The organism is Neptuniibacter marinus (assembly GCF_001597725.1).
In the GTDB taxonomy this organism is placed as follows: Bacteria; Pseudomonadota; Gammaproteobacteria; order Pseudomonadales; family Balneatricaceae; genus Neptuniibacter; species Neptuniibacter marinus.
Genome location: NZ_LUTR01000013.1, coordinates 1 through 25,972, shown reverse-complemented (window position 1 = coordinate 25,972; position 25,972 = coordinate 1). Strand labels below are relative to the sequence as shown.

27 protein-coding genes, 1 tRNA gene and 1 pseudogene are annotated in these 25,972 nt (G+C 43.4%); 6 read left to right on the top strand and 23 right to left on the bottom strand.

Translation table 11 applies throughout. The annotated features are described in order from the left end of the window. Positions 1 to 78: 78 nt before the first annotated feature. The 5 genes from A3774_RS10150 to A3774_RS10130 form a co-directional block, all read right to left on the bottom strand. Positions 79 to 729 (bottom strand): peroxiredoxin, encoded by a 651-nt coding sequence (locus tag A3774_RS10150; RefSeq protein WP_067866844.1) that lies wholly within the window; start codon positions 727 to 729, stop codon positions 79 to 81. 201 nt (positions 730 to 930) lie between these two features. Then, positions 931 to 2,649, bottom strand: a complete 1,719-nt coding sequence (locus tag A3774_RS10145; protein ID WP_067866842.1) for a SulP family inorganic anion transporter — start codon at positions 2,647 to 2,649, stop codon at positions 931 to 933. A 79-nt stretch (positions 2,650 to 2,728) separates the two neighbouring features. Further along, complete coding sequence (locus A3774_RS10140; RefSeq protein ID WP_067866840.1) at positions 2,729 to 3,151, bottom strand: TIGR01244 family sulfur transferase; 423 nt, start codon at positions 3,149 to 3,151, stop codon at positions 2,729 to 2,731. A gap of 13 nt (positions 3,152 to 3,164) precedes the next feature. After that, complete coding sequence (locus A3774_RS10135) at positions 3,165 to 4,055, bottom strand: MBL fold metallo-hydrolase (RefSeq protein WP_067866839.1); 891 nt, start codon at positions 4,053 to 4,055, stop codon at positions 3,165 to 3,167. A gap of 112 nt (positions 4,056 to 4,167) precedes the next feature. Further along, positions 4,168 to 5,379 carry a TsoY family (seleno)protein gene (locus tag A3774_RS10130; protein ID WP_067866837.1) on the bottom strand — a complete coding sequence of 404 codons (1,212 nt, stop codon included), beginning with the start codon at positions 5,377 to 5,379 and terminating at the stop codon, positions 4,168 to 4,170. Positions 5,380 to 5,612: 233 nt separating this feature from the next. Between A3774_RS10130 and A3774_RS10125 the strand changes: the two genes are divergently transcribed. After that, positions 5,613 to 6,173, top strand: a complete 561-nt coding sequence (locus A3774_RS10125; RefSeq protein WP_067866835.1) for a rhodanese-like domain-containing protein — start codon at positions 5,613 to 5,615, stop codon at positions 6,171 to 6,173. A 227-nt stretch (positions 6,174 to 6,400) separates the two neighbouring features. Here the strand turns inward: A3774_RS10125 and A3774_RS10120 are convergent, their stop codons facing one another. From A3774_RS10120 to A3774_RS10110, 3 genes are all read right to left on the bottom strand, one after another. After that, positions 6,401 to 7,414 carry a zinc-dependent alcohol dehydrogenase family protein gene (locus tag A3774_RS10120; protein ID WP_067866833.1) on the bottom strand — a complete coding sequence of 338 codons (1,014 nt, stop codon included), beginning with the start codon at positions 7,412 to 7,414 and terminating at the stop codon, positions 6,401 to 6,403. 168 nt (positions 7,415 to 7,582) lie between these two features. Continuing rightward, positions 7,583 to 7,885 carry a DUF1330 domain-containing protein gene (locus tag A3774_RS10115; RefSeq protein ID WP_067866831.1) on the bottom strand — a complete coding sequence of 101 codons (303 nt, stop codon included), beginning with the start codon at positions 7,883 to 7,885 and terminating at the stop codon, positions 7,583 to 7,585. A gap of 1,032 nt (positions 7,886 to 8,917) precedes the next feature. After that, a complete protein-coding gene (locus A3774_RS10110; protein ID WP_067866948.1) occupies positions 8,918 to 9,829 on the bottom strand; it encodes a LysR substrate-binding domain-containing protein in 912 nt (303 codons plus the stop codon). 189 nt (positions 9,830 to 10,018) lie between these two features. Here A3774_RS10110 and A3774_RS10105 point away from each other — a divergent pair, with 189 nt between their 5' ends. From A3774_RS10105 to A3774_RS10095, 3 genes are read left to right on the top strand one after another with little or no spacing between them, the layout of a single operon-like run. Further along, on the top strand, positions 10,019 to 10,798 hold the full coding sequence (locus A3774_RS10105; protein WP_067866829.1) for a CmcJ/NvfI family oxidoreductase: 780 nt from the start codon (positions 10,019 to 10,021) through the stop codon (positions 10,796 to 10,798). 18 nt (positions 10,799 to 10,816) lie between these two features. Further along, entirely contained in the window at positions 10,817 to 11,776 is a 960-nt protein-coding gene (locus A3774_RS10100; protein WP_067866826.1) for an LLM class oxidoreductase, read from the top strand. Between the two features lie 15 nt (positions 11,777 to 11,791). Then, positions 11,792 to 12,601 (top strand): SDR family NAD(P)-dependent oxidoreductase, encoded by an 810-nt coding sequence (locus tag A3774_RS10095; RefSeq protein ID WP_067866824.1) that lies wholly within the window; start codon positions 11,792 to 11,794, stop codon positions 12,599 to 12,601. 369 nt (positions 12,602 to 12,970) lie between these two features. On the opposite strand, the gene A3774_RS10090 is transcribed toward A3774_RS10095, so the two are convergent. The 15 genes and pseudogenes from A3774_RS10090 to A3774_RS10025 form a co-directional block, all read right to left on the bottom strand. Then, positions 12,971 to 13,318, bottom strand: a complete 348-nt coding sequence (locus A3774_RS10090) for a flavodoxin domain-containing protein (protein WP_231867967.1) — start codon at positions 13,316 to 13,318, stop codon at positions 12,971 to 12,973. Positions 13,319 to 13,884: 566 nt separating this feature from the next. Next, positions 13,885 to 14,172 carry a type I restriction enzyme endonuclease domain-containing protein gene (locus A3774_RS10085; protein ID WP_269454617.1) on the bottom strand — a complete coding sequence of 96 codons (288 nt, stop codon included), beginning with the start codon at positions 14,170 to 14,172 and terminating at the stop codon, positions 13,885 to 13,887. An 848-nt stretch (positions 14,173 to 15,020) separates the two neighbouring features. Continuing rightward, complete coding sequence (locus tag A3774_RS10080; RefSeq protein ID WP_067866820.1) at positions 15,021 to 15,323, bottom strand: helix-turn-helix domain-containing protein; 303 nt, start codon at positions 15,321 to 15,323, stop codon at positions 15,021 to 15,023. A 5-nt stretch (positions 15,324 to 15,328) separates the two neighbouring features. After that, positions 15,329 to 15,711 (bottom strand): annotated as a pseudogene (locus A3774_RS10075) (type II toxin-antitoxin system RelE/ParE family toxin). A 370-nt stretch (positions 15,712 to 16,081) separates the two neighbouring features. Further along, positions 16,082 to 16,390: a hypothetical protein gene (locus A3774_RS10070; RefSeq protein WP_067866816.1), complete on the bottom strand. Its 309-nt coding sequence runs from the start codon at positions 16,388 to 16,390 to the stop codon at positions 16,082 to 16,084. Between the two features lie 43 nt (positions 16,391 to 16,433). Next, positions 16,434 to 16,994 (bottom strand): hypothetical protein, encoded by a 561-nt coding sequence (locus A3774_RS10065; RefSeq protein ID WP_067866814.1) that lies wholly within the window; start codon positions 16,992 to 16,994, stop codon positions 16,434 to 16,436. Positions 16,995 to 17,122: 128 nt separating this feature from the next. Beyond that, positions 17,123 to 17,716, bottom strand: coding sequence for a hypothetical protein (locus A3774_RS10060; protein WP_067866811.1), 594 nt, complete (start codon positions 17,714 to 17,716; stop codon positions 17,123 to 17,125). Between the two features lie 65 nt (positions 17,717 to 17,781). Further along, on the bottom strand, positions 17,782 to 18,381 hold the full coding sequence (locus A3774_RS10055) for a YagK/YfjJ domain-containing protein (RefSeq protein ID WP_067866809.1): 600 nt from the start codon (positions 18,379 to 18,381) through the stop codon (positions 17,782 to 17,784). A 188-nt stretch (positions 18,382 to 18,569) separates the two neighbouring features. Further along, positions 18,570 to 18,746 (bottom strand): hypothetical protein, encoded by a 177-nt coding sequence (locus A3774_RS16625; RefSeq protein ID WP_156473696.1) that lies wholly within the window; start codon positions 18,744 to 18,746, stop codon positions 18,570 to 18,572. Continuing rightward, complete coding sequence (locus tag A3774_RS10050) at positions 18,743 to 18,943, bottom strand: helix-turn-helix transcriptional regulator (RefSeq protein ID WP_067866806.1); 201 nt, start codon at positions 18,941 to 18,943, stop codon at positions 18,743 to 18,745. Before A3774_RS10050 ends, A3774_RS16625 begins: the two co-directional genes overlap by 4 nt. 113 nt (positions 18,944 to 19,056) lie before the next feature. Beyond that, positions 19,057 to 19,677 (bottom strand): hypothetical protein, encoded by a 621-nt coding sequence (locus A3774_RS10045; protein WP_067866804.1) that lies wholly within the window; start codon positions 19,675 to 19,677, stop codon positions 19,057 to 19,059. Beyond that, a complete protein-coding gene (locus A3774_RS10040) occupies positions 19,667 to 20,905 on the bottom strand; it encodes a tyrosine-type recombinase/integrase (protein WP_067866802.1) in 1,239 nt (412 codons plus the stop codon). Before A3774_RS10040 ends, A3774_RS10045 begins: the two co-directional genes overlap by 11 nt. Before the next feature lie 192 nt (positions 20,906 to 21,097). Beyond that, positions 21,098 to 21,173: transfer RNA gene (locus A3774_RS10035), tRNA-Ala, on the bottom strand. A gap of 197 nt (positions 21,174 to 21,370) precedes the next feature. Then, positions 21,371 to 22,873, bottom strand: a complete 1,503-nt coding sequence (gltX, locus tag A3774_RS10030) for a glutamate--tRNA ligase (RefSeq protein ID WP_067866799.1) — start codon at positions 22,871 to 22,873, stop codon at positions 21,371 to 21,373. A gap of 132 nt (positions 22,874 to 23,005) precedes the next feature. Next, on the bottom strand, positions 23,006 to 23,395 hold the full coding sequence (locus A3774_RS10025) for a diacylglycerol kinase (RefSeq protein ID WP_067866797.1): 390 nt from the start codon (positions 23,393 to 23,395) through the stop codon (positions 23,006 to 23,008). Between the two features lie 183 nt (positions 23,396 to 23,578). Between A3774_RS10025 and dusA the strand changes: the two genes are divergently transcribed. Together dusA and tal are read left to right on the top strand one after the other, a co-directional pair. Further along, positions 23,579 to 24,562: a tRNA dihydrouridine(20/20a) synthase DusA gene (gene dusA, locus A3774_RS10020; protein WP_067866796.1), complete on the top strand. Its 984-nt coding sequence runs from the start codon at positions 23,579 to 23,581 to the stop codon at positions 24,560 to 24,562. A 20-nt stretch (positions 24,563 to 24,582) separates the two neighbouring features. After that, on the top strand, positions 24,583 to 25,533 hold the full coding sequence (gene tal / locus A3774_RS10015) for a transaldolase (RefSeq protein WP_067866793.1): 951 nt from the start codon (positions 24,583 to 24,585) through the stop codon (positions 25,531 to 25,533). The last annotated feature ends 439 nt before the right edge of the window (positions 25,534 to 25,972 follow it).

Genomic DNA, 25,972 nt, shown 5'->3' with positions numbered 1-25,972 from the left:
CAGATACAAAAACGCCCCGCCAGCAAACCAAAGTTGCGGGCAGGGCGTTGGAATCTAGCACGGCTAACTAATCAGTCATTATGGCTGTTTAGTCGTACGTAGGTAAGGTAGTTTTATATCAACATCACCAAATTTTGCTTTCGCCTCGTCATCATTTAAAGACAACCCAACAATAACATCCTGCCCTACTTCCCAGTTAGCAGGCGTTGCGATCGGTGCTCCAGCGGTTGCTTGTAATGCATCCAACGCACGTAGAACCTCGGCAAAGTTACGGCCAACAGACATTGGGTAGGTCATCGACAGCTGCAGTTTTTTATCTGGGCTGAAGATAAATACTACACGTACACTAGCGGAGTCTGCGGCAGTGCGGCCATCTGGCAAGTAAGCATCGGCCGGTAGCATATCCAGTGCCTTGGCAACCGCCATATCCTCGTCAGCAATAATTGGGAATTTTGCTGGCGCGCCTGAATATTTCTCTATATCTGACTTCCATTCAACATGCTCATCAACACCGTCAACAGACAGGCCAATCACTTTAGTACCACGCTTTTCCCACTCAGCCGCCAGCTGCGCGACTGCACCGAATTCAGTGGTACAAACAGGTGTAAAGTCTTTCGGGTGACTGAACAGGATAGCCCAGCTATCACCGATAAAATCATGCAGTTTGAAGTCGCCTAGATCGGTTTTCAAATCGAGGTTAGGTACAATGTCATTGATTCGAAGTGCCATCTTTCATTTCTCCAGTTATCTTACTTTCGTTATCTTACTTTCGTTTTGGAAATTTAGTTTAGTGAGCATTGCTGCCCTTGCTTAATAACATAATACTATAAGCTTATAACCAAATAAAATTTATACTAACAATAGGCTTCATAGCAGAAATTTATGGCATGATTGCCATCTATCCTTACAACCTCTCATCAAACGAGGCTTTTAATCTTTATCACCGCTCTTCAACCGCTGCCAAGCAGCAAACGTACTGATAAATATCTCACCGCTCAGATGCTCCGGAAACTCAACCCGCTCCAAACGATCCATAACCGGCCCTTTAACTTCGGCCAAGTGCAATTTAATGCCGGTATCCTTCAGGCGCGCATTGATCGATTCCAAACTATCCAATGCTGAAGCATCGATCAGATTGACCGCCTGACAACTGATCACTAAATGCTGAAGTTCTGGGTTTTGGCTAACCAGCGCCTGTATCTGATCCTCCAAATAACGGGCGTTGGCAAAATAGAGACTCTCATCCACCCGAATAATCAACAGATTAGGACTAGTTTCTACTAAGTGTCGCTCTATATTACGAAAATGTTCGCTGTCAGCCACCCGTCCAACTACTGCGGTATGTGGACGACTTGTGCGATAAATATGTAGCGCTAGAGACAAACCAACCCCAGCGAGAATACCCGCTTCGACCCCTTGTAACAGGGTGATCACAACCGTTAGCAACATCGCCGAGAAATCAGCTTTAGAATAGCGCCAAGTATGCTTAATAGCATGAATATCAATGAGCGACAGTACCGCAATAATAATTGTCGCCGCCAACGTGGCAATCGGTAACGTCTGCAATAAGGGCGTAAACCAAAGAATAACCACTAAAATGCCCAAGGCAGTAAATGCCCCAGCCGCAGGGGTTCGCGCACCCGCATCAAAATTTACCACCGAGCGAGAAAAACCACCCGTTACCGGCATACCCGTGCTGACCGCAGCGCCAAGATTGGCACAACCAAGGCCGATTAACTCCTGATCTGGATCGATACGTTCACGACGCTTTGCCGCCAACGTCTGCCCCACTGACACCGACTCGACAAAACCAACAATACTGATCAGCAAAGCACCAACCCACAGTTGCTGCCAAAGGCCGACATCCGTAGACGGCATCGCTAAAGGCGGTAAGCCTGCAGGCACTTCACCGACAACGGCAACCCCCAGCTCGACTAAACCAAACTGAGCGGCTATCCAAGTCGTTACCACAACCGCCAAAATGGGGGCCAAGCGGCCTACACTACCAGTGATTGATCGACTGAAACCCAACCGAGCCAGAAGCTTACCCAGCCAGCGTCTAGTTGCATAAAGAAAGAGTAAAGTTCCACTACCCATCAACAGCGTTGCCAAATTCAATTGTGGCAACGCTTGAATCAAAGCCATCAGCAGTTCAGGCAGATTGTGGCCACTCACCGAAACGCCCAATATATGTTTGAGCTGGCTAAGAGAGATAATCACCGCAGAAGCCGTGATAAAACCAGAAATAACCGGATGACTTAGAAAGTTGGCCAAAAAACCCAGACGAAATAGCCCCATCAGCGTCAGCATAATACCGGAGATAAATGTAAGCAGGATAACGGTTGCTAGATAAGCCTCACCGTCGGGAGAAACAATATTACCGGCCGTGGTCACCGTCATCAGCGCAATTACCGCAACAGGGCCAACCGATAACGCACTACTTGTGCCCAACACCGCATAAATCAATAACGGGGCGATACTGGCATAAAGCCCTACTTCAGGTGGCAATCCCGCCAGCATGGCATAAGCCAATGACTGAGGGACAAGCATCACGGTTACAATCACAGCCGCCATCAGATCCTGATTAAAAATCGCCAAGCGGTAATTTGGCAACCATGTCAAAATCGGGAGATATTTTTTAATATTCACTGCCCACCTATTCCCTTAACGCCCTATTCTCTTAACCTCTAACGCACTTTACTCCCTATTCAAGGCCTAGTCTCAGAGGTCAGCATTGAATAAAGCTATCCTTCTCTGCATGTAAATCATGACCCGCAGCATGGGCGGCCTTCAACAACTGCCCTAAATCACAGCTTTCCTGCTGCACTTGATTGTGAACCCAAAGAGATACCGCGCGGCGACCACTGCGGCAAAAACCCAAAATAGGCGTCGGCAACCTATCAATTGCGGCACCAAAGGCCTCAATCGCTTCCGTTGTATACTCACCCGGTGTCACAGGAATCTCGACCCATTCAATTCCCGCCGCTTCTGCTGCTTGGCGTAGCAGGGAGTCGTCGATATGGTCGTCCGCTTCACCTGGCTGGCGATGACAGATAATCGCGCGAAAGCCAAGGGTTTTCAGCTCTTCAATATCACTGGGATAGATCGCATGGCTGATAGAAAAGCCCGGTTCAAGTTCTTTAATATCCATAAATTCCTCGGTCTTATTTAAATAGGTTGATCGGTACTTTTAGGTACACTTGGCCATTGTCTTCTGCTGGCGGCATCTCACCCGCTCGCATATTGACCTGAACCGATGGCAGAATTAGCCTAGGCATTTCCAACGTATCATCACGCTCAGTGCGCATACGTACAAACTCATCTTCCATAATACCTTCATGGACGTGCACGTTGTGCTGACGCTGTTCCAAAACACTAGTTTCATGGCAATACTCGTCTCTATTCGGCGCCTTATAATCATGGCAAAGAAAGATTCGAGTTTCATTGGGTAAGCTGAGCACCTTCTTGATCGAACGAAACAAGGTACGTGCATCACCACCGGGAAAATCACAACGAGCCGTTCCATAATCAGGCATAAACAACGTATCACCCACAAACGCAGCATTACCGATCACATAAGTTAAACAGGCTGGAGTATGCCCTGGCGTATGCAACACATAGCCTTCAAGGTTGCCAATATTAAAACGATCACCTTCCTCAAACAGATGATCAAACTGACTACCATCATGGACAAATTCACTACCGGCATTAAATGCTTTGCCAAAAGTGTCCTGCACCACTGTAATGAAAGCACCAATACCTGTCTTACCACCTAAGGCTTGATGTAAATAAGGTGCTGCCGACAGATGATCAGCATGAACATGAGTTTCCAAAATCCACTCAACCGACAGATCGTTATCACGTACATAAGCAATGATCTCATCCGCCGAGCGCACATCGGTAGAACCACTGGCATAATCAAAATCCAACACCGAATCAATAATGGCACAAGCATTAGAGTCAGGGTCCCGTACTACATAACTAAAAGTATTCGTTGGCTCATCAAAAAAGGCTTTCACCTGAGGCACACACGGAGAAGTTTGGACTTCACTCATGGTATATCTCCTGCTTATAAATATTAGACGCATCTAATGTTAAATAAAATTGCATCGCTTGTCTTCTTCATGCCGTTTAAATTTAACTATGACCTTAATAGCCACAGTGTATTTACTCCATTAACGCAATCTCAACAGGTTTGTGTAGCAACAAACGATGACTCAAACGTAGTAATGCCCCTAGCGTTAAAAACTGAACCACCGCAAGCCCTGCAATCCCCAACCAGTAAACCACGCCAAACGCAGTGACTATACCCCCTTGTACCCATACCAAGTGCCACCAGAACATGCCCATCACAAACAGAGCTACACCGGGACAGATCAGGCCAAAACTAACGGGATTACGCTGATCACCTATAAGATGATCAGTCAAATAACCATTAAGCTGCATCACACGATACCCCAGCAGCATAATGCCCAGCTGCAACATAAAAATGGCTGTCAAAACAACAAACAACCTGCCCTGCTCAACAGGGGTTGCAAAGTGATGACTCAAGCCATGTTGCATCCTCACCCATTCAATCCCAAGCAACGTCATAATCGGGATCAGCATCCAAATACTAGGCGTAGCCTGTTTTTGTAAACCATACTGCAACATCGCTTGCAGGCCCGATATTAAAATCAATACACCGGAGACCACGGCAATTACCAAAAACAGAATCGATAAGGTTGCTGCCAACGCCGCCACAAATGCTAAGTGCGACATAGCCGCCGGTGCGGCAAAACCAACAGACAACATGGAAAAGGTGAAAACAGCCATCAATGGAGAGAGATGATTGTGTTCTTCATGGCGATACCCACCGCTAACAAGCATCCGGCTCAAATAACGGCCATAGAGTTTGAGTGACCAAACGCCTATAGCAGTAAACGCCAACAAAGCGAAAGGAAAAAGGTATTCCACAATAGACCATAAACCGGGCACACAGAGCGCACCTAGTGCAAAACAAACATTAACAGTCATCGCAAATGTCAGCGGCTGGGCCATCAACTGCACTTCGCTGGGAGAACCCAATAATCGCTGGTAGGCTTCTGTACTGCGTGCCGCACTATATTCACGAATATTCCAGATCAGCAGCGTAAAGTGCAACAAAGCCAGCAACAACATAAAAAGGGTCGCAAAAATAGCCAGCGGGCGGACTCCAGTAGATAATGGCGTAGTACCAGTCAGTAAGGCCGATAGATGCTGCCAAGTCGGCATAGGAAAACCCTGATGAGGTACCAACCACATCAGGTACATAAAAAATGAGATAGAAAGTCCACCAGCACCCAGTGCTGCCAACCAATAGCTGGGATGCCAAGGCTGCTCAGGGTCTCGTCTTAACATCAGTAATCTCCTTATCTTTGATAATTATAAAGTGAAGGATTGCACTCGACTAACAAGCTTAGAACTAAATCATATTCTCAGCAAAAGCAGACTGAAAAGTTACAACCCTATTGTAATAACCTATTTTATATTAGAAAATACTAATATTAAATAGGTTATTACATGATATTTGCCTTAATACCAGCAGATAGCGGTAACCCTACCGATTTAGTTTTTAAAAGAGAGGACATCCGATGAAGAAATATCTAACCCCGCTATTCCTCAGTGCAATCATGTCTCTGCCACTGAGTAGCGCTCAGGCAAGCGATATTAGCGGTATCAGCCCCAAAGCCACCTATGAACTGTTACAACAAAAACCGGATGAGGTGCTGTTTATTGATGTGCGTGACCCGATTGAAATCATGTTTATTGGCTTTACCGATGAGGTGGATCTAAATATCCCCTACCTAATGGTAGATCGTAGCCAATGGGATGCTAAGAAAAACCGCTTTCGCCTTTACCAAAATCCAGATTTCGCCACTCAGGTTGAACAAGCCCTGCTTGAACGCGGCTTAGACAAACAAGCGACCGTTATCACTATGTGTCGCTCTGGTAGTGAACGAGGCCTACCAAGCGCAGAATTTCTACGCAAACACGGTTTCCCTAATGCAACCTATATGATTAACGGCTTCCAAGGTGACAGCGCTAAAGCAGGCGAAAAAACCGGCTTCCGTATCCAAAACGGCTGGCAGAACTCTGGCCTACCTTGGGGTAGCAAGCCAAACCCAGAAAAAATCTACCGCATAGATCGCTAATTTAGAATAAAAAAGGCGCAGGAAATACCTGCGCCCATAGCCACATAATTATTTTAAATTTAGTAACTTACACTTTTAATCAGCAAAACTAAGGGTAAAAGCAACCTAAACCACCTTTGCATACATAACCTATATCAAATCGTCAAACACCCTAATTGAAGGCTAGTATCAAATGATCATACTTAAAAAGCTGTAGCAGTTCTCGCACTTAGCTAATGTACTTTTCCTTACCACTGAACACATATTTTTCCAAAGTGAGCGCCAGACAACTGATATTCAAATGCTTCTTTAAGATTCTCATATTTAAAAACACGATCAACGACTGGACGTATAGAGCTACCTTCCAGTGCCTTTATATAATCAGCCTGTTGCTGCCTGCTACCCACAAGTAATCCCTGAAGCTTCACTTGTTTGAACATCAATTGAGCTGTTGGGAATACCCCCTCAAAACCTGTCAACACACCTATTAAGGAAATATTACCGCCGACCTTAACAGCGGCCGTTGATTGCTCAAGTGTGCCAGGCCCACCTAATTCAATCACATGATCTACACCATTACCTTGAGTCAGCTCCAAAACTTTTTCCGACCAATTAGGGTTCTTTGCATAGTTAATGACATGGTCAGCACCCAGCTCCTTAGCTTTCATCAACTTTTCATCTGATGATGATGTAATAAATACTTCAGCGCCATGCATTTTAGCTATCTGTATAGCCGCTAATGAAACACCACCTGTACCCAAAGTCAGTACTTTATCCCCAGCCTTAATCCCACAATCGGCAACTAAAGCTCTCCAAGCCGTTAAGCCTGCAGTAGTGATAGTCGCTGCTTCAGCATGACTCCACCCCTTAGGTGCATGGGTAAAAGCAGACTCTGAACGAGTGATATATTCAATGGCAAAGCCATCAACACCATCGCCTGGAGTTTGGCTAAAGCCTCCTGCGCTAGAAGGCACAGCGCCCTCACGCCATTGTGGAAAAAAAGTAGATACGACATTATCACCAACGCTAAACTCGCTGACCCCTGGCCCAATGGCTTCCACTACGCCAGCCCCATCGGAAAGTAAAACCCGACCATCAGCGGTAGGAAGCTGACCCGCAGCAACTAGATAGTCATGAAAATTAAGAGAGCCCGCATAAATTTTAACTCGGATTTCTCCATATTCTGGCTGAGGTGCATCTTCTACAGCATCTAAATAAATACCATCGGTACCGTCTTGCTGCTTTATTTTTATTGCTTTCATTTTAAAAACCTTCATTTAAAAAGAGTTGACCAATACCTAAAAAAGATAAAACGCTGTAGATATTAGCAAACCTGGATTGACGTCATAATTTTAATAAAGCAAGCCAATACTCAAAAAGGGCTGGCTCGCACTTGTACCGTTATAAGCGGACCAAGGCCATAAAGTAGTCTAGGCCATATCATCCTTCGCTTCTATTAAAAAGTGCTTACTTATAGACCCCTCTGTTCGGGCTTGAAGTAAAGGTGCATAATCAGGATCTTCCATAAAAGACTGTGCAGCCTCTTTAGACGGCCACTCTAAAATAATTCGAAGAGCTGCAAAATCTTCATGACCTTCAACCTGTTCATGACTAACCGTTCTAGTAAGATACTTTCCACCATACTTTGCTAAAATCGGTCCTGACTTTTCAAGATACGTAGGAATCCAATCTTCACTTGTTGGTGTTACCTCTATCACAGAGTAATAAGCCATTTCTTCTTCTCCAGTATGGTTTTAGTTTTAGGACTAGAAGATCAAATTTTAGTTGTATCGACGACAAGCTCCGCTGATCGTTTTTTTAAGTTTCATGCCAAAAACCCTCGTTTAAACACAGACTTAAATTAGACTGAAAAACAGTATAGTTACGTGCTTAATCTAAATAAATTACCCTATATCGGATTTCATAATTCGTAATATGAATATAATTTAAGTGAAAAGCGCACCAAAAATATGCAAATAGGCGATAAACCTGATGCATATTCCTGATAATGAGAAGAAAGAGGAAAAAGAAGCAACAACGTTTTAGGCATATGACTATATGATGCGGTCCTCTCAAACACACCATGTCCACTTGGATTGGGTTCTATACTCGGTGGTAATTAACTCAGTACAGACCAATAAAAGCATGTATTAACGTACTCTACTTAATAAACAGGTATCCATACCAAGCGCCTGAAAAGCTCAATTTTGTCGAGGCCGCCTTCCCTGTAAAAAATGAACAAGCACATCAGGCAGCGTCTAGCGTTCAAGCCCTTCATTTCATGTCAGAAAGGCTGACTTGTAAATCAGTCTCTCTGGCAAGCTTTAGATTTCTACAACAACTTTACCAATCGCTTAACCACTCGTTAAGTAAGCATAGACGCTGCCCACATCGGCAAAACTAAAACGTTGCTCATCAACTAAGGCTATAGAGCACCGGCATCAACAATCCCCAATACCGCAGGTAGGTCCGGAGACAAAGGCAGATCCTCGCCTAGCTGTTTATCAAGATATCAACCGTATTGACACAGGTAGAGCAATACGAATCAGAACCTGATCGGCATTAACTGAAGGTTTAGGCATCTCTGTTGAAATGAATACAGGGTTATCTCCGTACTCTTTAGAATCATTGCTTTCATTTGGTTTTCCAATGAAGGTGTTAAGTTATGCCCTAACGATATACTTCGCAGAAAATACATAAACAACAAAAAACTGAGATTAGTTTTTAGATTTTAGGTTTTATATATAATTAAATTTTAGCGCCCCCTACTTATTCCCCCAAACATCCACCCCCCCCAGCTTTTCCAAAAGGAAATCAATAAAGACCCTCACTTTAGACGTCAACATATTCGACTTGGGATATACCAGCCAGATAGCGGACAGATCTTCTACCTCATACTCCGGCAATACACGCACTAACGTCCCCTCCTGAATATCGCGATACACGCTCCACAATGAGTTCATTGAAATTCCAACACCCGATTGGGTCGCTATTCGCATACTGGCTCCGTCATCGCAGATCACACGCGCCCCCGCACCTTTTGGTGGAAAAAACCCTTTGGGTTTATCTCCTTCAGACACCAGAGATCTAGCAGGGCCATCCATAAAAACCAACATCTGATGCGATATCAAATCTTCTAACGTTTCAGGCACGCCATTGCGAGACAGGTATTCAGGGGAAGCACAGAGAATTCTCTTATCATCAGCCAATTTCCGTGCCCGTAAGTTACTATCCTCAATGGCATAGTTTCGTAGGGCAAGATCAAACCCGCCCTCTATAAGGTTTATCTGAGTATCAGACAGTTTTAACTCCAAATTAACCTCAGGGTATCTCGCAAGAAATTCAGGCAAGATCGGGGCAATATAAAGTTGGGCAAATGTACTGGATGCGGCAAAACGCAGCGTTCCTTTTATTTCAGAACTACCATGACCCAATGCTGCGCGAGCCGCGTCCTCTTGAGCAAGGATCTCCCTCGCAAAAGGCAGAAATTCTGCGCCCTCAATCGATAACGATACCTTCCGAGTCGAACGGTGTAACAAATCCGCCCCCATCTGGTTTTCTAACTTTGCTAATCGGGCGCTAGCGACAGCCGGAGCCAGGCCAAGCACTCGTCCAGCAGCACTGATATTTAACATATCCGCTGCCATAACAAAAAGCCTTATTCCTTCGGTATCCATTCTTATATCCGTCATACGAAAAGGGCTATCTATATGACTGCCTTTACCCTCCCCATGCAAGTAAAACTTAAAAGATTATATTCATAATCCGAATTCTCAACTAAATAACCCCCCATTTAATACACTTATGAGTTGCAATATAGTTCAACTCATCGAGTGAAAACTCTCAGTAATTCTGGGGCACAACTTATGTTTAGCACTGCGACAGTTAACTACCATGTCAAATCTCCCTATTCACAAGCATTTTATTTTGATACGAATGGTGACGTAGGTAAGCTTGTATCGCCTGAGCTACTCTCATCTCAAGTCCAAGTACAAGATATAAGACGTGGCGATCTAACGGTCAACTTCGAAGATAACGGTATTACTTTTGAAAGCCATACCAGCCAAATAGTAAGCTTTTCTAAAACAACCGGTTGGCAAGAAACCTATAACAATGAATTAACAACGCTATTGTCAGAGAAAATTGGCGCAACAGAAGTCATCATTTTTGACCATACAGTGCGAAGAGATAGCAAAAATGCAATCCGACGGCCCGCTCGGAATGTACACAACGATTATAGCCCCGAAGGGGCCAAGCAACGTTTAGTGGATCTTGTAGGTACTAAACGTGCGGTTGAAATATCTAAAGGCCATTATGCTTTTGTGAACCTATGGCGACCTATTGAAGGCCCAATAAAAACTGCACCCTTAGGTTTTATTCATCCTGACTCAGTCAGCCCTGATGACTGGCTGGAAATTGCATTGGTTTACCCAGATAGACAAGGCCACATACTCGGCGTCACCGCCAATCATCAACATCATTGGTTTTATATGTCTCAGATGACGCCACAGGATATCGTCATCTTCAATGTTTATGATAACCAGGGAAAACCCTGTTTAGCTCACGGAGCCATGGATTTAGGTAACGAGGCAGGGACAACTCAACCGAGAATAAGCCTTGAAACCCGTACATTAATTCTTTTCTAATCAGGGAACTCCGCTGAAATGAACTCCGAACAGCGCATTGAATTTAAGCCTATAAATTCGGGTTATAACCGTGTCTTTAAACTTGGAAAACTATCCCTTGGGTTAGTGGTTCCAATTGAAAATTACGACAATGCCTCGATACCATCCATGCAACGCCATATAGAACGCGTGCAGCGTGCAGAAAAACTAGGGTTTTCAGCTGTTTGGTTACGAGATATTCCCTTTAATGTCCCCTCTTTTGGCGATGCAGGTCAACTTTATGACCCTTTCGTTTATCTTGGCGCACTTGCCCTACAAACCCGTCAGATAGCATTAGGGGTTTCAAGCGTTATTTTGCCCCTTCGTCACCCCTCCCATATTGCAAAATCAGCAGCCACAGCAGACCAATTATCACAAGGACGATTAATCCTAGGAATTGCATCTGGAGACCGACCTGAAGAATATCCTGCACACAATATAATTTTTGAAAATAGAGGGGAGCGTTTTAGGGAAAGTTACGAATATATACGGGCAATGGCAACGACCTTCCCAACGATCAATAATAGTTTTGGTCATCTACATGGAAAGTTAGAGATGTTTCCTAAACCTGTTTCCGATCAAATACCCATGTTGGTTACAGGTATTAGCCAGCAGTCTGAAGACTGGATTGCAAAAAACACCAACGGCTGGATAACCTACCCTAAAGCTGAAAATATACAAAGACAACTCATTGAGAAATATAGATCACTAAGTCGAGCTGCAAGCCTAATGGAGAAACCCGTTATGGAACCGCTCTACATAGATTTGCTGCCTGACGACAACGCCTCTCCCACCCCCATACATTTAGGGCTGAGACTTGGAATTAAACACTTACGCAACTACCTAAAAATCAGACGCAATATTGGTGTTAATCATATAGCACTCAATCTTCGCTTTAACCGCTCAGACCCTGAAACAACCATTAAGAAACTCGCTAACGAATTACTACCCGACGTATAAACCTAGGAAATTGACATGAAAAAAACAATATTAATCACCGGTTCTACCGATGGTATCGGTCTGGAAACAGCAAAATTATTAGCTCGAAAAGGCCATAATATACTGATACATGGCCGCAACAAAACCAAGCTAAATAAGGCTTATGAACACCTTATACCCTTAACAACATCAGAAAAGCTTAAAGCCTATCAAGCCGACCTTTCTAATATGCCTAACGTAATGCAGCTCGCTAAGACGATCACAGACAACCATTCTACAATCGATGTGCTAATTAATAATGCAGGTATCTATACCACTCCTTCACCACAAACAGATCAAGGGCTTGATGTGCGTTTTGCCGTCAACACTCTGGCTCCTTATTTATTAACTAAGCAGATAGCCCCTCTCATGCCTGAAACGGGCCGCGTGCTTAATCTTTCATCTGCGGCACAAGCCCCCGTGGTTCTCGATGCACTTAGAGGAAGCATCAAAATCGATAATGCAAATCAGGCCTATGCCCAAAGTAAACTCGCCATAACCATGTGGTCTTTCTACCTAGCCCAAGAGCACCCTTCCAATTGGCCTTCGATTATTGCAATTAACCCCGGATCACTACTGGCGAGCAAAATGGTTAAAAATGCTTACGGCATAGAGGGAAAAAGCCTCTCAATTGGCGCAAAAGTATTGGTCAAAGCCGCAGTAGATAAGGATTTTGCAAATGCTTCGGGTACGTATTTCGATAACGACAGCAACACATTTTCTGCCCCACACAACGATGCACTTAATTCAGAAAAAAACAAAGCATTAGTTCAAACGATCGAAACCCTTCTGAAAAAGTTGGTCTAGTGTATCCCTATCCACTATTCGCCATATAGCTAAGGTGTGAATATAAAGTTTCTTACTACTCAAAAGGGGCTGTGCAACGTCAGGTTCACCAAACACATGATAAGGCTAGAACGAGGGCTATTGATTTATACTCCCAACATGCCCCCGTTTTCGCTCGACGGAGCGGGTAGATCTTTGAATGAGACTAAGTAGATATAGAGCCTTAAAATAGGCCCAACTCCAGTTTGACCTGATCTAACCAGCCAGTAAGACGCTCTGTTGTTTGCTCCCGTTGCCAGTCTTCATCTAGCGCGAGGCCGATAAAGTGCTTTTTATCTTGTGTGAGGGCTTTTGATTCTTCAAATTCGTAGCCATCGATAGGCCAGTGGCCTACGATTTCAGCCCCCTATTGACAATTTTATCGTGTAGCATACCCATAGCATCAACAAACCACTCTGGGTAACCGTATTGATCACCTAAACCAATAAAGGCTGCTTGCTTACCTTCAAAATTAAGCTGGTCCACTTCTTCCCAAACATCTAGCCAGTCTTCTTGAACTTCACCGTAATCCCAAGTGGGAATAGCAAAGATCAAAAGATCATAATGGCTGGCCGAATCGAGTGTTGTGTCCGCCACATCGAATAGATCAATATCGGAAATATCCCATTCCGCTTTTACTTTATCGGCTATATCGCCTGTGTTACCTGTGGTTGTTCCATAGAAGAGTGCAGTTTTCACGAAAGTAGGTCTCTAAATCTAGTTTGAGGCTTTTGCTCGCTAAATAGCTTGCGTTCGACTTTTAAAATACCATAAATTTAATTGATAATCATTATCGTTATTATTTAGTTGTAGATATAGCTAATTTATCACTCGTAATTAACGAATACGATATGGGAGTGATCATTAAGCACCGGAACCAGATATAGAGAATATTGTTATCTATGACTCTGTTATCCATACTGGGGGGACAATACAAAAAACACTCAGTGGAATACCAAAAGACCACCAATCTCGTATATTGATTTTTTATACTGAAATAAACGAAGGCGCGCTAAAGATGATTAAGGATTTAAGTCAAAGGGCTGAATTCTACTGCCTTCGTATCTCTAGCCGTAAAAATAAGCCCTCAGGATGTGTTGATATGGGAGCCAAGTTGTATGGCACACTTTCTTCGTATTCTGTACGAAAAAAAATACACCTCTTTCCCTCGCCTATTTATGATCAGAGATAACGACTAAAATAGACCATCGCAGGTTAAGAGTGATTAACGTGCGATGTGGAAAGCCTTCACATATTTTTCCATTCTACCCCCACCCCCGATTTCTCTTAAAATTCTCCGCCTGCTCCAAGATCTTTTTATAAACATCATCGTTGGCCACCGGTGGATAACCATATTTGGCCAGTAGTAAGATTAACTTCACTTCTAGCTCGGCTTTGATATCTTCCCGTTGGTTCCATGCGGGGAAGCTGGCGACGCTATCGACCTCCTCCTTGGCATGCTTAGCCAATTCAATCATCTTATCTTCAGGGTAGGTGAAGTCATACTTAATCGACAGGGATTTTAAGATGTCGTAAAACGCTTTCGATTCTATTGGGTAAGGGCGAGCCTTAAAAAAAAGCTGTATCTAATAGTGAACCTAATAGGGCTAGATTCTGGCAGAAATTAACCCTTATGTCGCCCTGTGCTAAAGCAAACAAACATACGCCATATAAAATTGACTAGATCTCTGCCGTAACGGCCTTATATCTTAACAATAAAATTCTTTTAAAACTGTTATTTCATGAAAAGGTAAACGGTCTCAACCGCCAGTAAACGGTGCTGTTCAGGGCAGAAAATATGGTTAACGTTCCAGCCAGAGCGACCCTAGTCATCCTTATATTTCAACTCATTATTATCAATCATTCGCCTACACATAGAGCAATAAGCGCTTAACTTTCCCCGATGCGAGTTTGGTGTTGGTTTTATTAGCCAACAATTGATCTAACAGATCAGCAACCGGCTGACTGTCATAGTCGATACTTATCATTTCTTGAGTTCCTGCCATTGGTTTTTTTATTCTATAATCAATTTAAAGCATGGAGCGATGCAGAGGAAGGCCCCCGTGGGCTATCCAATGACTCTGTACGCGGTGTATGTGGCGGGGCTATTACACCGCATGCCTTATCTCTCTTCTGTACATCAGTACACCTTCACGTAGGCGCTTGCGTCGGTTCCGGTATTTACGCCTGCCATATCAATTGAGTGAAATGGGTAGATGGCATCCCGTAGGTGCAGGCGGACAGGAGGGACGGGCACCCCTTAAAAGAGAAATATGCTTATCTTCTTTCACCAATATAAGACAGCATTTCAATCTATAGTTAAATGTGGTGCTGCTCTGAAAGCTCGCAAGAAAGCCCCTTTAGAGGGACTTTAAATTATTGACCACTTCTAAAAAGGTCATTAAGCAATGGCTTGCAGTCCTTTTTTTTCTGCGATAGCAAGCAATTTAGCCGTATCGCCAGATGGTTTTGAGGAGCCTTGTTCCCACCGCTGCACAGCTTTGACTGTAACGCACAGATAAGCCGCCAGTACAGACTGGCTAACATGATTTTTCTCCCTGACCTCTTTGATTCGTTCTGGCGTGTAGGTTGGGACAGGTGTCAAACATAACGCATCAAAATTGCGCATAGTAATCTCATTAACAGCTCCACATTCATGCAGAGCAGTCACATCTTCGTGTATAGCGTTAAGAATATCACTCATGACTGTTATTCCTTAATATTCTTTTTTATTTCAATTAATGCGCCGGACTCTAAAGCCGCTTTCAGCTTTTGGGCATTCAGCTCAAAATATATTTTGGCCATTTCCTTTAAGGCAGCTTTTTCTTGCCTAGTAATATTATCTTTTTCACCTTTAGGAAAACCATAAAGAAAAAAGCTCTCTCGCCTTTTTTAAACCCTATAATTGTGCGCAGACTTCCACTCTTACCCTGACCGTTAATGCCAATACGCTTTTTAAAAGTGGAGCCACCTAAGTCGGCATCGATGAGCCCTTGTTCTATTTCTGTGATGGCTCTTACGATTTTCTCATCAACCAAACCAACATCATTAGACCATTTGCCAAATTTTTTCGTTAAAAAAATCCGTGTCACTCAAATCTTCCTTCCATTGGAGTTTAGGAGGTTATCCCTAATAAAAGCTAAGGCCTAAAAAGAAGAGTATTCGCGCACGAGGTAACTTTATGCTTGGCGTCATTAGAGTGAGGAAAAGAGATGTACGTCTTAACTGACTTCTGGACGATATAAGATGCTTTAAACGTTTTGGAAATGAAGAATATGGTGGGCCTAGCTCTATCGATTAAGAACCCTAACCAACTGTATTAATTGGATAATAAATAAATAACATATAGACAATGCCCCCTTAAATGCCCCCAAATTACTTTTCTGAATCAGCAATAGCATATTCAAAAAAAGAACCGCAAGAGGCTCGTAAAGGCTAAAGAAAGACGAATATTGGATTAGATTATACTTTTTTATGAATATATTTTATTAACTTGGTCAAAACTGTAGCTGTTTTAAATCGACACTTCCAAGACAATAACAGACCAGTACCAAGACAAACAAACCATAGAAAATATGCCCAGTTTCTAGCTGTAGAGTAACGAGTAAACTCTTTAGCAATCTGCCTCAAAATATCAAAAGCCGCTGTATCTTTGATACTCTGCGCAAAAAGCCCATAACGTGAAAAATTACCATCATTTATGTAGAGGATGGCTAAAGTAACTGCTAACCCAATACAAATAGCTGCATATCTAACTATTTTTTCGCTCATAAACCCTTCTATTGGCTAAATATCTATAAGTAAAAAGCTCCCCCTATCTATGAAGTACGTAACTTATCGAATAATCAGTAGTTTTAACCACTTCAACGGATACCCCTTCAAGTTCTAATATTTTGTCTTCAGGGTTAAATATAAATTCAACTGTATTTGGCGGTAATTGAGTAACCGTTGCCGAAGGCTTTTCATAGTGCGATATAACAGTTCTTGTATTAGCAGTACCATATGCTGAATTGCCGTAAACTGAAGCGTTTGCTGTTGTATTTGAATTTACCGTAGTAGTACTTGTACCGTACCTACTCATTGTTGTTTCATTAGATTCAATATCGATGTCTATTAGCCTAAAAATGATGTGACCTTCAGGCGTTAACCCCATGAATCTAAGTTCGGTATATCCTGCATTCAGCCTACCGCCAAACAGATCGGCTTTACCAAAAGCATTTGGTAAATCTTTTTCCTTGTTAACCCTATATAACTCACCACCAATAGAGGCAGTTTGCAAAATACCAGCTGTCTTTGAGTATGACTCGTATGTCTGAATAGAGGCGCCACAAGCTGTTAGAAAAAACAAGACTGAAATGACAAGTATGATTTTCATGCATATCCCTTATTGCAATTGAGAATTCCTTATAGCCAAACCTAAAAGGACAGGCTTTTACATGTAGAACTAATTAAGGTAAATCTACCAACGTTTCAATAGGAGAACAACTGCAGATAGTTAGCGGCTTAAACCAAATCACCCCGTTTAGTTATTTGATAATTAATAGCATAGTCTAGCTGTTCATAGCGTGCATAAAGCCGCTCAAAGGTCTTCCAATGCATCCCTTTCTTTTTACCCCAACCCTCACCATATTCAAAATACTCAAAAATTCGCTCGCCTAACTTGTCTTTTTGCTCAACTAAGTTATCCATATAACCACTATTTTGTGAACTATAGGGAAGCTGATAACAGTGCCGACATAAAAATAGTTTTCCTACTCCATACAGCAGCCCTACTCGCTTACTACAATTAGGACAGAGGAACCAAAGCCGTTCACCTCCAAAATGGCAGACTGTACGATCAAAAGGGATATACTGCTCTACTGACTGCCAATCATCACCTCTATTGCGATGCCTGAAACTAAGCTGTAGATAATCTGTATAACAGGTATAGCGAATGCTTCCACTTGGCTCACCTCTTACCGACCAATTCAAACTGCCCGTTGTGTTTGGTTTGAGTAACCCCTGTTTTTTCATAAAGCGAATATCAATCCTCTTTACTTGATCGGTCGTTGTTTTCTTATCCCACCGATACCAATTACCGCTGCCGACACCACCCATAAAGTCACCTTTTTTAACCTAAATCATTTGGAAAATTGATGGTTTAATCATTCCCACCAGCTTGATTATATTTTCGGTTTTATACGGCTCGTTGAATAATCATTAGCAGTGTTAGAACCATTACCCTTAGTAGCTACTTTTGCTAGATATGAAACGCGCAAGAATACGTCCTGATAACGTGCGTCATCGCCTCGCTTTAATAAGTAATAACAGTTTTTAGGAGTGTAAACAGAGCCATACTCCCACCCTTGCCAATAGTGCTCAATTTGTTGAATTAGTCTAAGAGGGTGTCGGTTCTTATTGCCATCAACAATAAATACACAATGGTAATGAGGTAAATGGCTCTTATCCTGCTCCCTACACCAGATATAGCCAAGGCGCTTATGACCTTTTCTATTTAGCCAGCTTCTAAGCCTATGAATGAAAGAAGAAATTAGCTCGCTATTTTCAGACGTTTCAAAGACATGAAAATCTAATCGAAAGATTAAAAGCTTACAGTGATAAGTAAGCATCGCGTCAATTTGACCAACGGACTTATCCAAAATAGGCAGGTAGAATCCCTTACCCTGCTTACTTTTTGGTAAATTGAAGCTACGATTCTTTAGCACTACATGTTCAGCCCTAACAACAACCCTAGACATTAGAAAAACAGCTGTCAGACTCATCCCTTTTCCGACCTTTCCGAACACTAATGAAAGTAATATTTCTTTTATATATATTATGAATTACCGAGCAATCAATATGAGGATAGATTGCTCCCAACATGCTTAATATATGAGGGTGCACCGAAAATAGAAGTATAAAATCGCAGTACAATTTCAGAAGTTTATTACCTTTACAGATAGTCATATTTTCAGACCTCCGTAGCAAGTAACTTTAGGTTTTCAATACGCGGGCTTTGGTAATATTCGTCACCAACCTGCTTGCCTTGATTATGCAGGATTGCATCTTTGGCATGCCAATCAGAAGAAGCTTCAACCTCAACGACAACCACTCGCTTAATTATTATTTCGGCGCGATAAGTATTCATAACCCCCCCTCACCATTTGAGAGCTTATCTAGTAACGCCTCAATATCTTCTACTCGCCATGCAGTAGTACGGGGGCTTAACTTAACCCCCTTGGGATACCGCCCTTTCGCTATTCCTGCCCACCAACTACTTTTCCCAATAGGGATAATTTCAAGAACTTGATTTATTCGATAATAACCCCGTAAACGAGTATTCATACTATGCTCCTAAGACTGATCTGGAGCTATTAATTCTTCCTGATATTCATACTAAAAAAAATTTAGTTATCGTACGAAAAATATAATTCCCGTACGAAGTAGTTATTTATTTTTTATTCTTTCTTCTTTCTTCTTCCTGGTCTTGTTGAATAATCAGGAGCAACAGACCTTATATGCGGCTTAAAACCAAGGGCGTCTTTTGGAAAAACTTTGTATAACAATGTATGAAACTCTTCTTGTTCTTTATTCAATTCGTTTTTCCCTGTTTTTTGTAAAGCGATGTGCAAGCATGCATATAGTTCGTGACATACATCAGATATAGATAGCACATTATCTATATCTGCATCCCAAATTTCAGTAGCAACGTCTTTTGCTATATCGGTAAGATATTGTTGAGCATTCCTTTTTTTTATAAGAGGAGCCTCCCTCTTATATTTGGCTCTTAGAAGGGAAAAGACCTCCCTATGATCTACGCTCCCAAGCTTTTGAGTCAAAATACCGAGAAGAAACATACTTGTACCACTAGCATTGATGCTTTCGGTTGCTAAAGCCTGTTCACATTCCTGAATTAATTCATGCATTTCTCGCCAATCATCACAACTATCAAGCTCATTATATTGGCTATACTTGAGCTTCAAATAATTTAAGATTTCTTGAGGTAATAATTCATTTTTAGATTTGTACCATGGGGCATCTAAGAATCTTTCCATCCTCTCGATCACATCAATTTGCATCTTTGTAATCCTTTAGATGAAAAATATTATTAGCAGCAACCATGCATTTTAGACCTTCCAAATAATTCGCCCACCTTTGCATCATTTCCTTACGTTGCGGTAAATGCGTTGTACGGTTGTAAGCTCGCCCTAAAGAATCTTTCACGGCATGGGCTAGTTGATGCTCTATCAGTTCGACACGCTCTCCCAGCACCTCATCAAGAAGGGTACGGGCCATTGCTCGAAAGCCATGCCCTGTCATTTCATCTTTACTAATTCCCATAGTTCGGAAAGCGGAAAGAATTGCGTTATCACTCATCGGGCGGCGTGGGCTTCTTGCTGAAGGGAATACATAACCATTCCAGTGACCTGTTAATAATCGTTGCTCTTCTAGTATTTCAATGGCTTGACGGCTTAGAGGGACGATATGATCCACCCCCATTTTCATTTTCTCGGCAGGTATTCGCCATTCTGCTTTATCAAAGTCAATCTCTGGCCATTCAGCATGACGTAGCTCTTTAGGCCTAACAAATACTAACGGGGCTAATTTCATAGCTGCTCGAACGGTAGAGGTGCCTTCATAGCTATCTATCAAGCATAAAAGCTTACCGACCTTCTCAGGCTCGGTTATAGCAGGAAAATGCTTTGTTTGATGAGTGGCTAAAGCACCTTTAAGGTCGGGTGTTATATCCCGTTGTGCGCGGCCTGTTGCCACAGCATAGCGATATACTTGCCCTGTTATCTGTTTAACCCTGTGGGCGCTCTCAGTGGCACCACGGCTTTCAATACGTTTAAACACTGCCAAGAGTTGAGGCGGGGATATTTGATCAAGAGGGAGCGTGCCAATATAGGGGAATAAATCACGTTCAAGCGCACGTAAAACTTTTGCCGTGTAACCTTCAGACCATTTAGCTGATTGCTGTTTGTGCCACTCTAAAGCAATTGCTTCAAAGTTATTGGCTTGTGCGGCGGCTAGTTCTACCTTTTTGGCTTTCTTTGCTTGTGAGGGATCAATACCTTGTTCCAACTGGTCTTTTGCCACATCACAAGCTTTGCGCGCATCCTTTAACGTAACTCGTGGATACATACCCATTGATAAACGCTTTTCTTTGCCAGCAAAGCGATACTTGAGCCGCCAACATTTAGAACCCGCTGTTGTCACTTCAAGATACAAGCCCCTAGCATCACTTAGCCGGTACGCCTTTTCTCTAGGCTTTGCTTGCCTAATTTGAGTATCAGTCAACGCCATACTGCCTCCCTGTCTATGATGGGGGCATTTTTGAGGACATTTCTTAGTTTGGAGTGTAATGCCCCCAGCAATGCCCCCTTATTACCCCGGATGTGGGGGCATCAAGTTGGACTACCTTGGACATAGTATAAACAAAAAAGCCAGCAATTACGCTGACTTCAGGACGATACAAGATGAATTAAGACTTGGATATGGTGGAGCCTAGCGGGATCGAACCGCTGACCTGTTCGCTGCCAGCGAACCGCTCTCCCAGCTGAGCTAAGGCCCCATATTGAGTGGGCGTTATAGTAATGAGGGGTGTTTAGCCTGTCAAGCAAATTGAAGGGGTGAAATTCAATTAGTTCAATACCTTACCTGAGACGGCTTTATTCAGAGCTTTCGGCCAGACACCCCTGGCGACGTAAAGGCTGGCCGCCTACAACCTAGCTGCTTGTAGGCGCCGGCCTTTATCTCTGCAAAACCTGTTTAGCCTTCGATCTGGCTGCTTAGGTCTCGGTACTCTTTTTCCCAACGCTTGGCTTCTTTCTTAGAGGGGCCACCCAGTACGTTCACCGCATGGCGTAAACGGGCGCGGGTCATATCTGGGCCTAGAATTGCCATAGAGTCCATTACCGATACGGTTTGGTTTGTACCTGCAATCGCTATAAATAGCGGGAATAGGAAGTCACGGATCTTAAAGCCCATTGCATCGGCCAACTGTTTTAGTTGGCTGAATAGACGGTCTTTATCCCACTGGCTTTCAGTATCTAATAACCAGACTGCATATTGCAGCATACGGCGGATATCGTCTTTTTCGAGGGACTTATGTTCAAAATCCCCTTCGCTAATATCTAACATGCCCGCTAGGAAGAAACTCGCTAAAGGCGCAACGTCAGACAGTGTTTCAACCCGCTGTTGAATCAAAGGAACGATCTGCATCAGGTATTCAGGGTTGAGTGCCCACTCCTGATATTTGGCAGCAAATTGCTCGGTAGTTAGATCTTCACGTAACCATAGGCCGTTTAACCAGCTCAGTTTGGTCTGGTCAAAGATTGGGCCGCCTAAAGATACTCGTTGAATATCAAAATTATCAAACATCGCCTGACGCGTAAATTTCTCGCTTTCATCCGGCATTGACCAACCCATACGTGCTAAATAGTTCAGCAAGGCTTCTGGCAAAAAGCCCATACGTTGGTAATACAGAATACTGGTTGGGTTTTTACGTTTAGATAGTTTTGACTTATCAGGGTTACGCAGCAATGGCATATGACAAAGCTTAGGCATATCCCAACCAAAATATTGGTAAAGCAGCTGATGTTTAGGTGCTGAGTTGATCCACTCTTCACCACGGATAACATGGGTGATCTCCATCAGGTGATCATCAACCACGTTAGCTAAATGATAGGTTGGCATCCCATCGGATTTAAGTAGGATCTGCGCATCGACCATGCCCCATTCAAGCTCAATCGGGCCACGTAGCATATCCTCAACAACACACACACCTTCGCCTTCAGGTACACACATACGCACAACATAAGGTGCACCTGCGGCTTTACGCTTTGCCACTTCCTCTTCAGGTAGTGCAAGGTCGCTCTGTTTTAGCGCCGTATGGCCACCCGCAGCACGACGTGCGGTACGTAATTCATCTAGCTCTTCACCTGTGCGGTAGCAGAGAAAGGCTTTGCCTTCATCAACCAGCTGCATCGCATATTTTGCATAACTGTCTTTACGCTCGCTTTGACGATAGGGACCGTGTGGGCCACCTACATCGGGACCTTCATCCCACTCCAAACCTAACCAGCGTAGAGAATCAAGAATCTTCTGTTCTGACTCATCCGTGCTACGCGTTTGATCGGTATCTTCAATACGCAAGATGAACTGACCGCCATGCTGACGGGCAAAAGCTAAGTTAAACAGCGCAATATAGGCGGTGCCTACATGGGGGTCACCTGTTGGAGAAGGTGCAACACGAGTACGAACAGTCGTCATTGGTGTCCTTGGAGTCGATAAATTTAAAGAAATTTTATGGGAGGGAATTATATACTTAGCGGCCCATTATGAGCCACTAAGAAATGTATCAGTACGCTATCTTGACAAGAAAAATGTTCAATATGTGGCAAACTATGAATAATTAGTCCATAGAATGGCCCACCAGATCAACGCCCCCATCCCGAGTGCAACCATCACAACAGCAGACCCTAAATCTTTTGCTAAGCCGGCCAAGGCATGAAACTCTGTTCCGGCACGATCAACAACAGCCTCAATAGCGGTATTGACTAGCTCAAATGCCAGTACCAACAAGCAGGTACAAATTAAGGCTGCTAACTGTATTGGCGTCTCTGCAACTACAAAAGATAAAGGGATTAAAACAGCGCTTGCCCAAGTTTCATAACGAAAAGCCGGCTCTTGTGCGTACGCGGCTTTGAGCCCTTGCCAGGAGTATATAGACGCATAATAAAAGCGTTTAAACCCTGTATTTTTTGTTGTAAACCCGTTTTCTTTCTCAGCCATATCGCTTTAAAACCTTTAAATAGACGATGCTCCGATTAAGGCCTTAGGCTAACATTTACCCTAAAGATACCCAACCATTATCAAGCTTTATGCAGCGCAAAAAAATCAGACAGTATATAATCTCGTCCGAGATCTAACATCACTTTTAATGCACCCACTTAATACGATAAGCCCTACACATTAATGACCATAGCTAAAGATACGCTAAACCGTCGTTTCACGGTTGCACCCATGATGGACTGGACAGATAAACACTGTCGTTATTTCCATCGTTTACTCAGTAAAGAAGCGGTTCTCTATACAGAGATGGTGACTACCGGCGCACTTATTCATGCAGAAGCCGACCGTTTTCTTCGTTACAACAAAGAGGAACAGCCGGTCGCACTTCAGCTCGGTGGCAGTAATGCCGCAGAACTGGCGCAGTGTAGCAAGATGGCTGAAGATTATGGTTACAATGAAGTGAACCTTAATGTGGGCTGCCCAAGTGATCGTGTGCAAAACAATATGATCGGTGCCTGCCTAATGGAGCACCCACAACGGGTATCTGATTGTCTTGAACAGATGCAAGCGGCTGTCAATATTCCTGTTACGATAAAACATCGTTTAGGGATTGATGATATGGACAGCTATGATGAGCTAAAAGAGTTTGTTGACGTTGTCCGTCAATCAGGCTGTAAAGTCTTTATTATCCACGCTCGAAAAGCGATTTTGCAGGGACTGAGCCCAAAAGAGAACCGCGATGTGCCACCGTTAAAATACGACTGGGTCTATCGCATTAAACAAGAATATCCAGAGCTTGAAGTCCATATCAATGGTGGGATTAAAACCTTTGAACAATGTCACACACATCTGCAACATGTTGATGGTGTAATGTTAGGGCGCGAAGCTTATCAAAACCCTTATTTATTAGCAGAGGTGGATCAAGCTTTTTATGGCAGCACTGCGCCAATCATTGGCCGCAAAGAAGCTGCGTTAGCTATGATCCCTTATATTGAGGGCCAATTAGAACAAGGTGTCAGCTTAAACCATATAGTGCGCCACATGTTGGGGCTTTTTCATGCTCAACGGGGCGGTAAACAGTTCCGACGCTTTATTAGCGAAAATGCCCATAAACCTGGAGCCTCAATTGAGGTACTCTTAGCAGCACTGGAACGTGTACCCGATTAGAAAACGGATTATTAGATATTATGACAACGCAGTTAGAACAGCTTAAACAGATCACGACCGTCGTAGCCGATACAGGCGATATTGAAGCCATTGCTCGTTTTACGCCAGTGGACGCAACGACCAACCCCTCTCTTATGCTAAAAGCAGCCGAGTTACCGCAGTATAAATCACTGCTTGTTACCGCTAAGGAGTGGGCAACAGGTAAAGGCGGTTCTGAGCAGGAACAGCTGGACAATATGACTGACCGCTTAGCGGTTGAAATTGGTCGTGAGATTCTTAATATCATTCCCGGCCGTATCTCTACCGAAGTTGATGCACGTTTATCTTTTAATACGGAAGCAACCCTTGAGCGTGCACGTAAACTGATCAGCCTTTACGCTGAAGCGGGCATAGGTAAAGAGCGCATTCTGATTAAGATCGCCTCAACTTGGGAAGGTATCCAAGCGGCGCGTCAGCTAGAGCAGGAAGGTATCAACTGTAACTTAACCTTGTTGTTTAGTTTTGCCCAAGCTGCGGCCTGTGCGGATGCGGGTGTTTTCCTTATCTCCCCTTTTGTAGGCCGTATTCTTGATTGGTATAAAGCCAATGAAGAGGGTGATTTTAGCGGTGCAAATGACCCCGGCGTTCTATCCGTTACCAATATCTACAACTACTACAAAGCCAATGGCTACAACACTATTGTGATGGGCGCGAGCTTCCGTAATATTGGTGAGATCCAAGAACTCGCCGGTTGTGACCGTTTAACCATTGCTCCAGCGCTAATGCAAGCGCTAGAAGATAACAATGCAGCACTGCCCACTAAACTCTCAGCCGCAAATGCAACGTCTGAGCAGGGTAAGTTATCCCTGAGCGAAGCTGAGTTCCGCTGGATGATGAATGAAGATCCTATGGCCACAGAAAAGCTAGCCCAAGGTATTCGCAGCTTTGCCGCCGACCAAGTTAAGCTAGAACAACTGCTGGCAAAGATCTAAACACTACGCACTATCTCCCATCGTCTCTAACCGGCGGTGAACATTAAGAGGCTAACCTTTTTCTGAAGGTTAGCCTTTTTTATAACGTTTTATTTTCCCTGTTGTTTTTCATGGACGTTTTGCATATTTATCGGCTCTGGCCTATTCGCTCTGGCATTCGTTCCGAGCATAAAGTTTAGCGTCTACACCAAAAGCTTCGTTTGTAGGAAGTGCCTTGGTAGCCGAAAGGTTTTGAATTTATGGTTTGGAGCGTAATTCATTCGCTCACAGGGTGAGCTCCTAAAGGTGTTTGTTTGTAGGAGGCCAACCTTTGGCCGAAGGATTTGGATTCTGTGGCTTGGAGCGTAATTCATTCGCTCACAGGGTGAGCTCCTTGTATGTTTAACCTCAACGATTATTTATCATTGGTAATCGTTTCTGGGGAAGCCGCCCGCTCCTT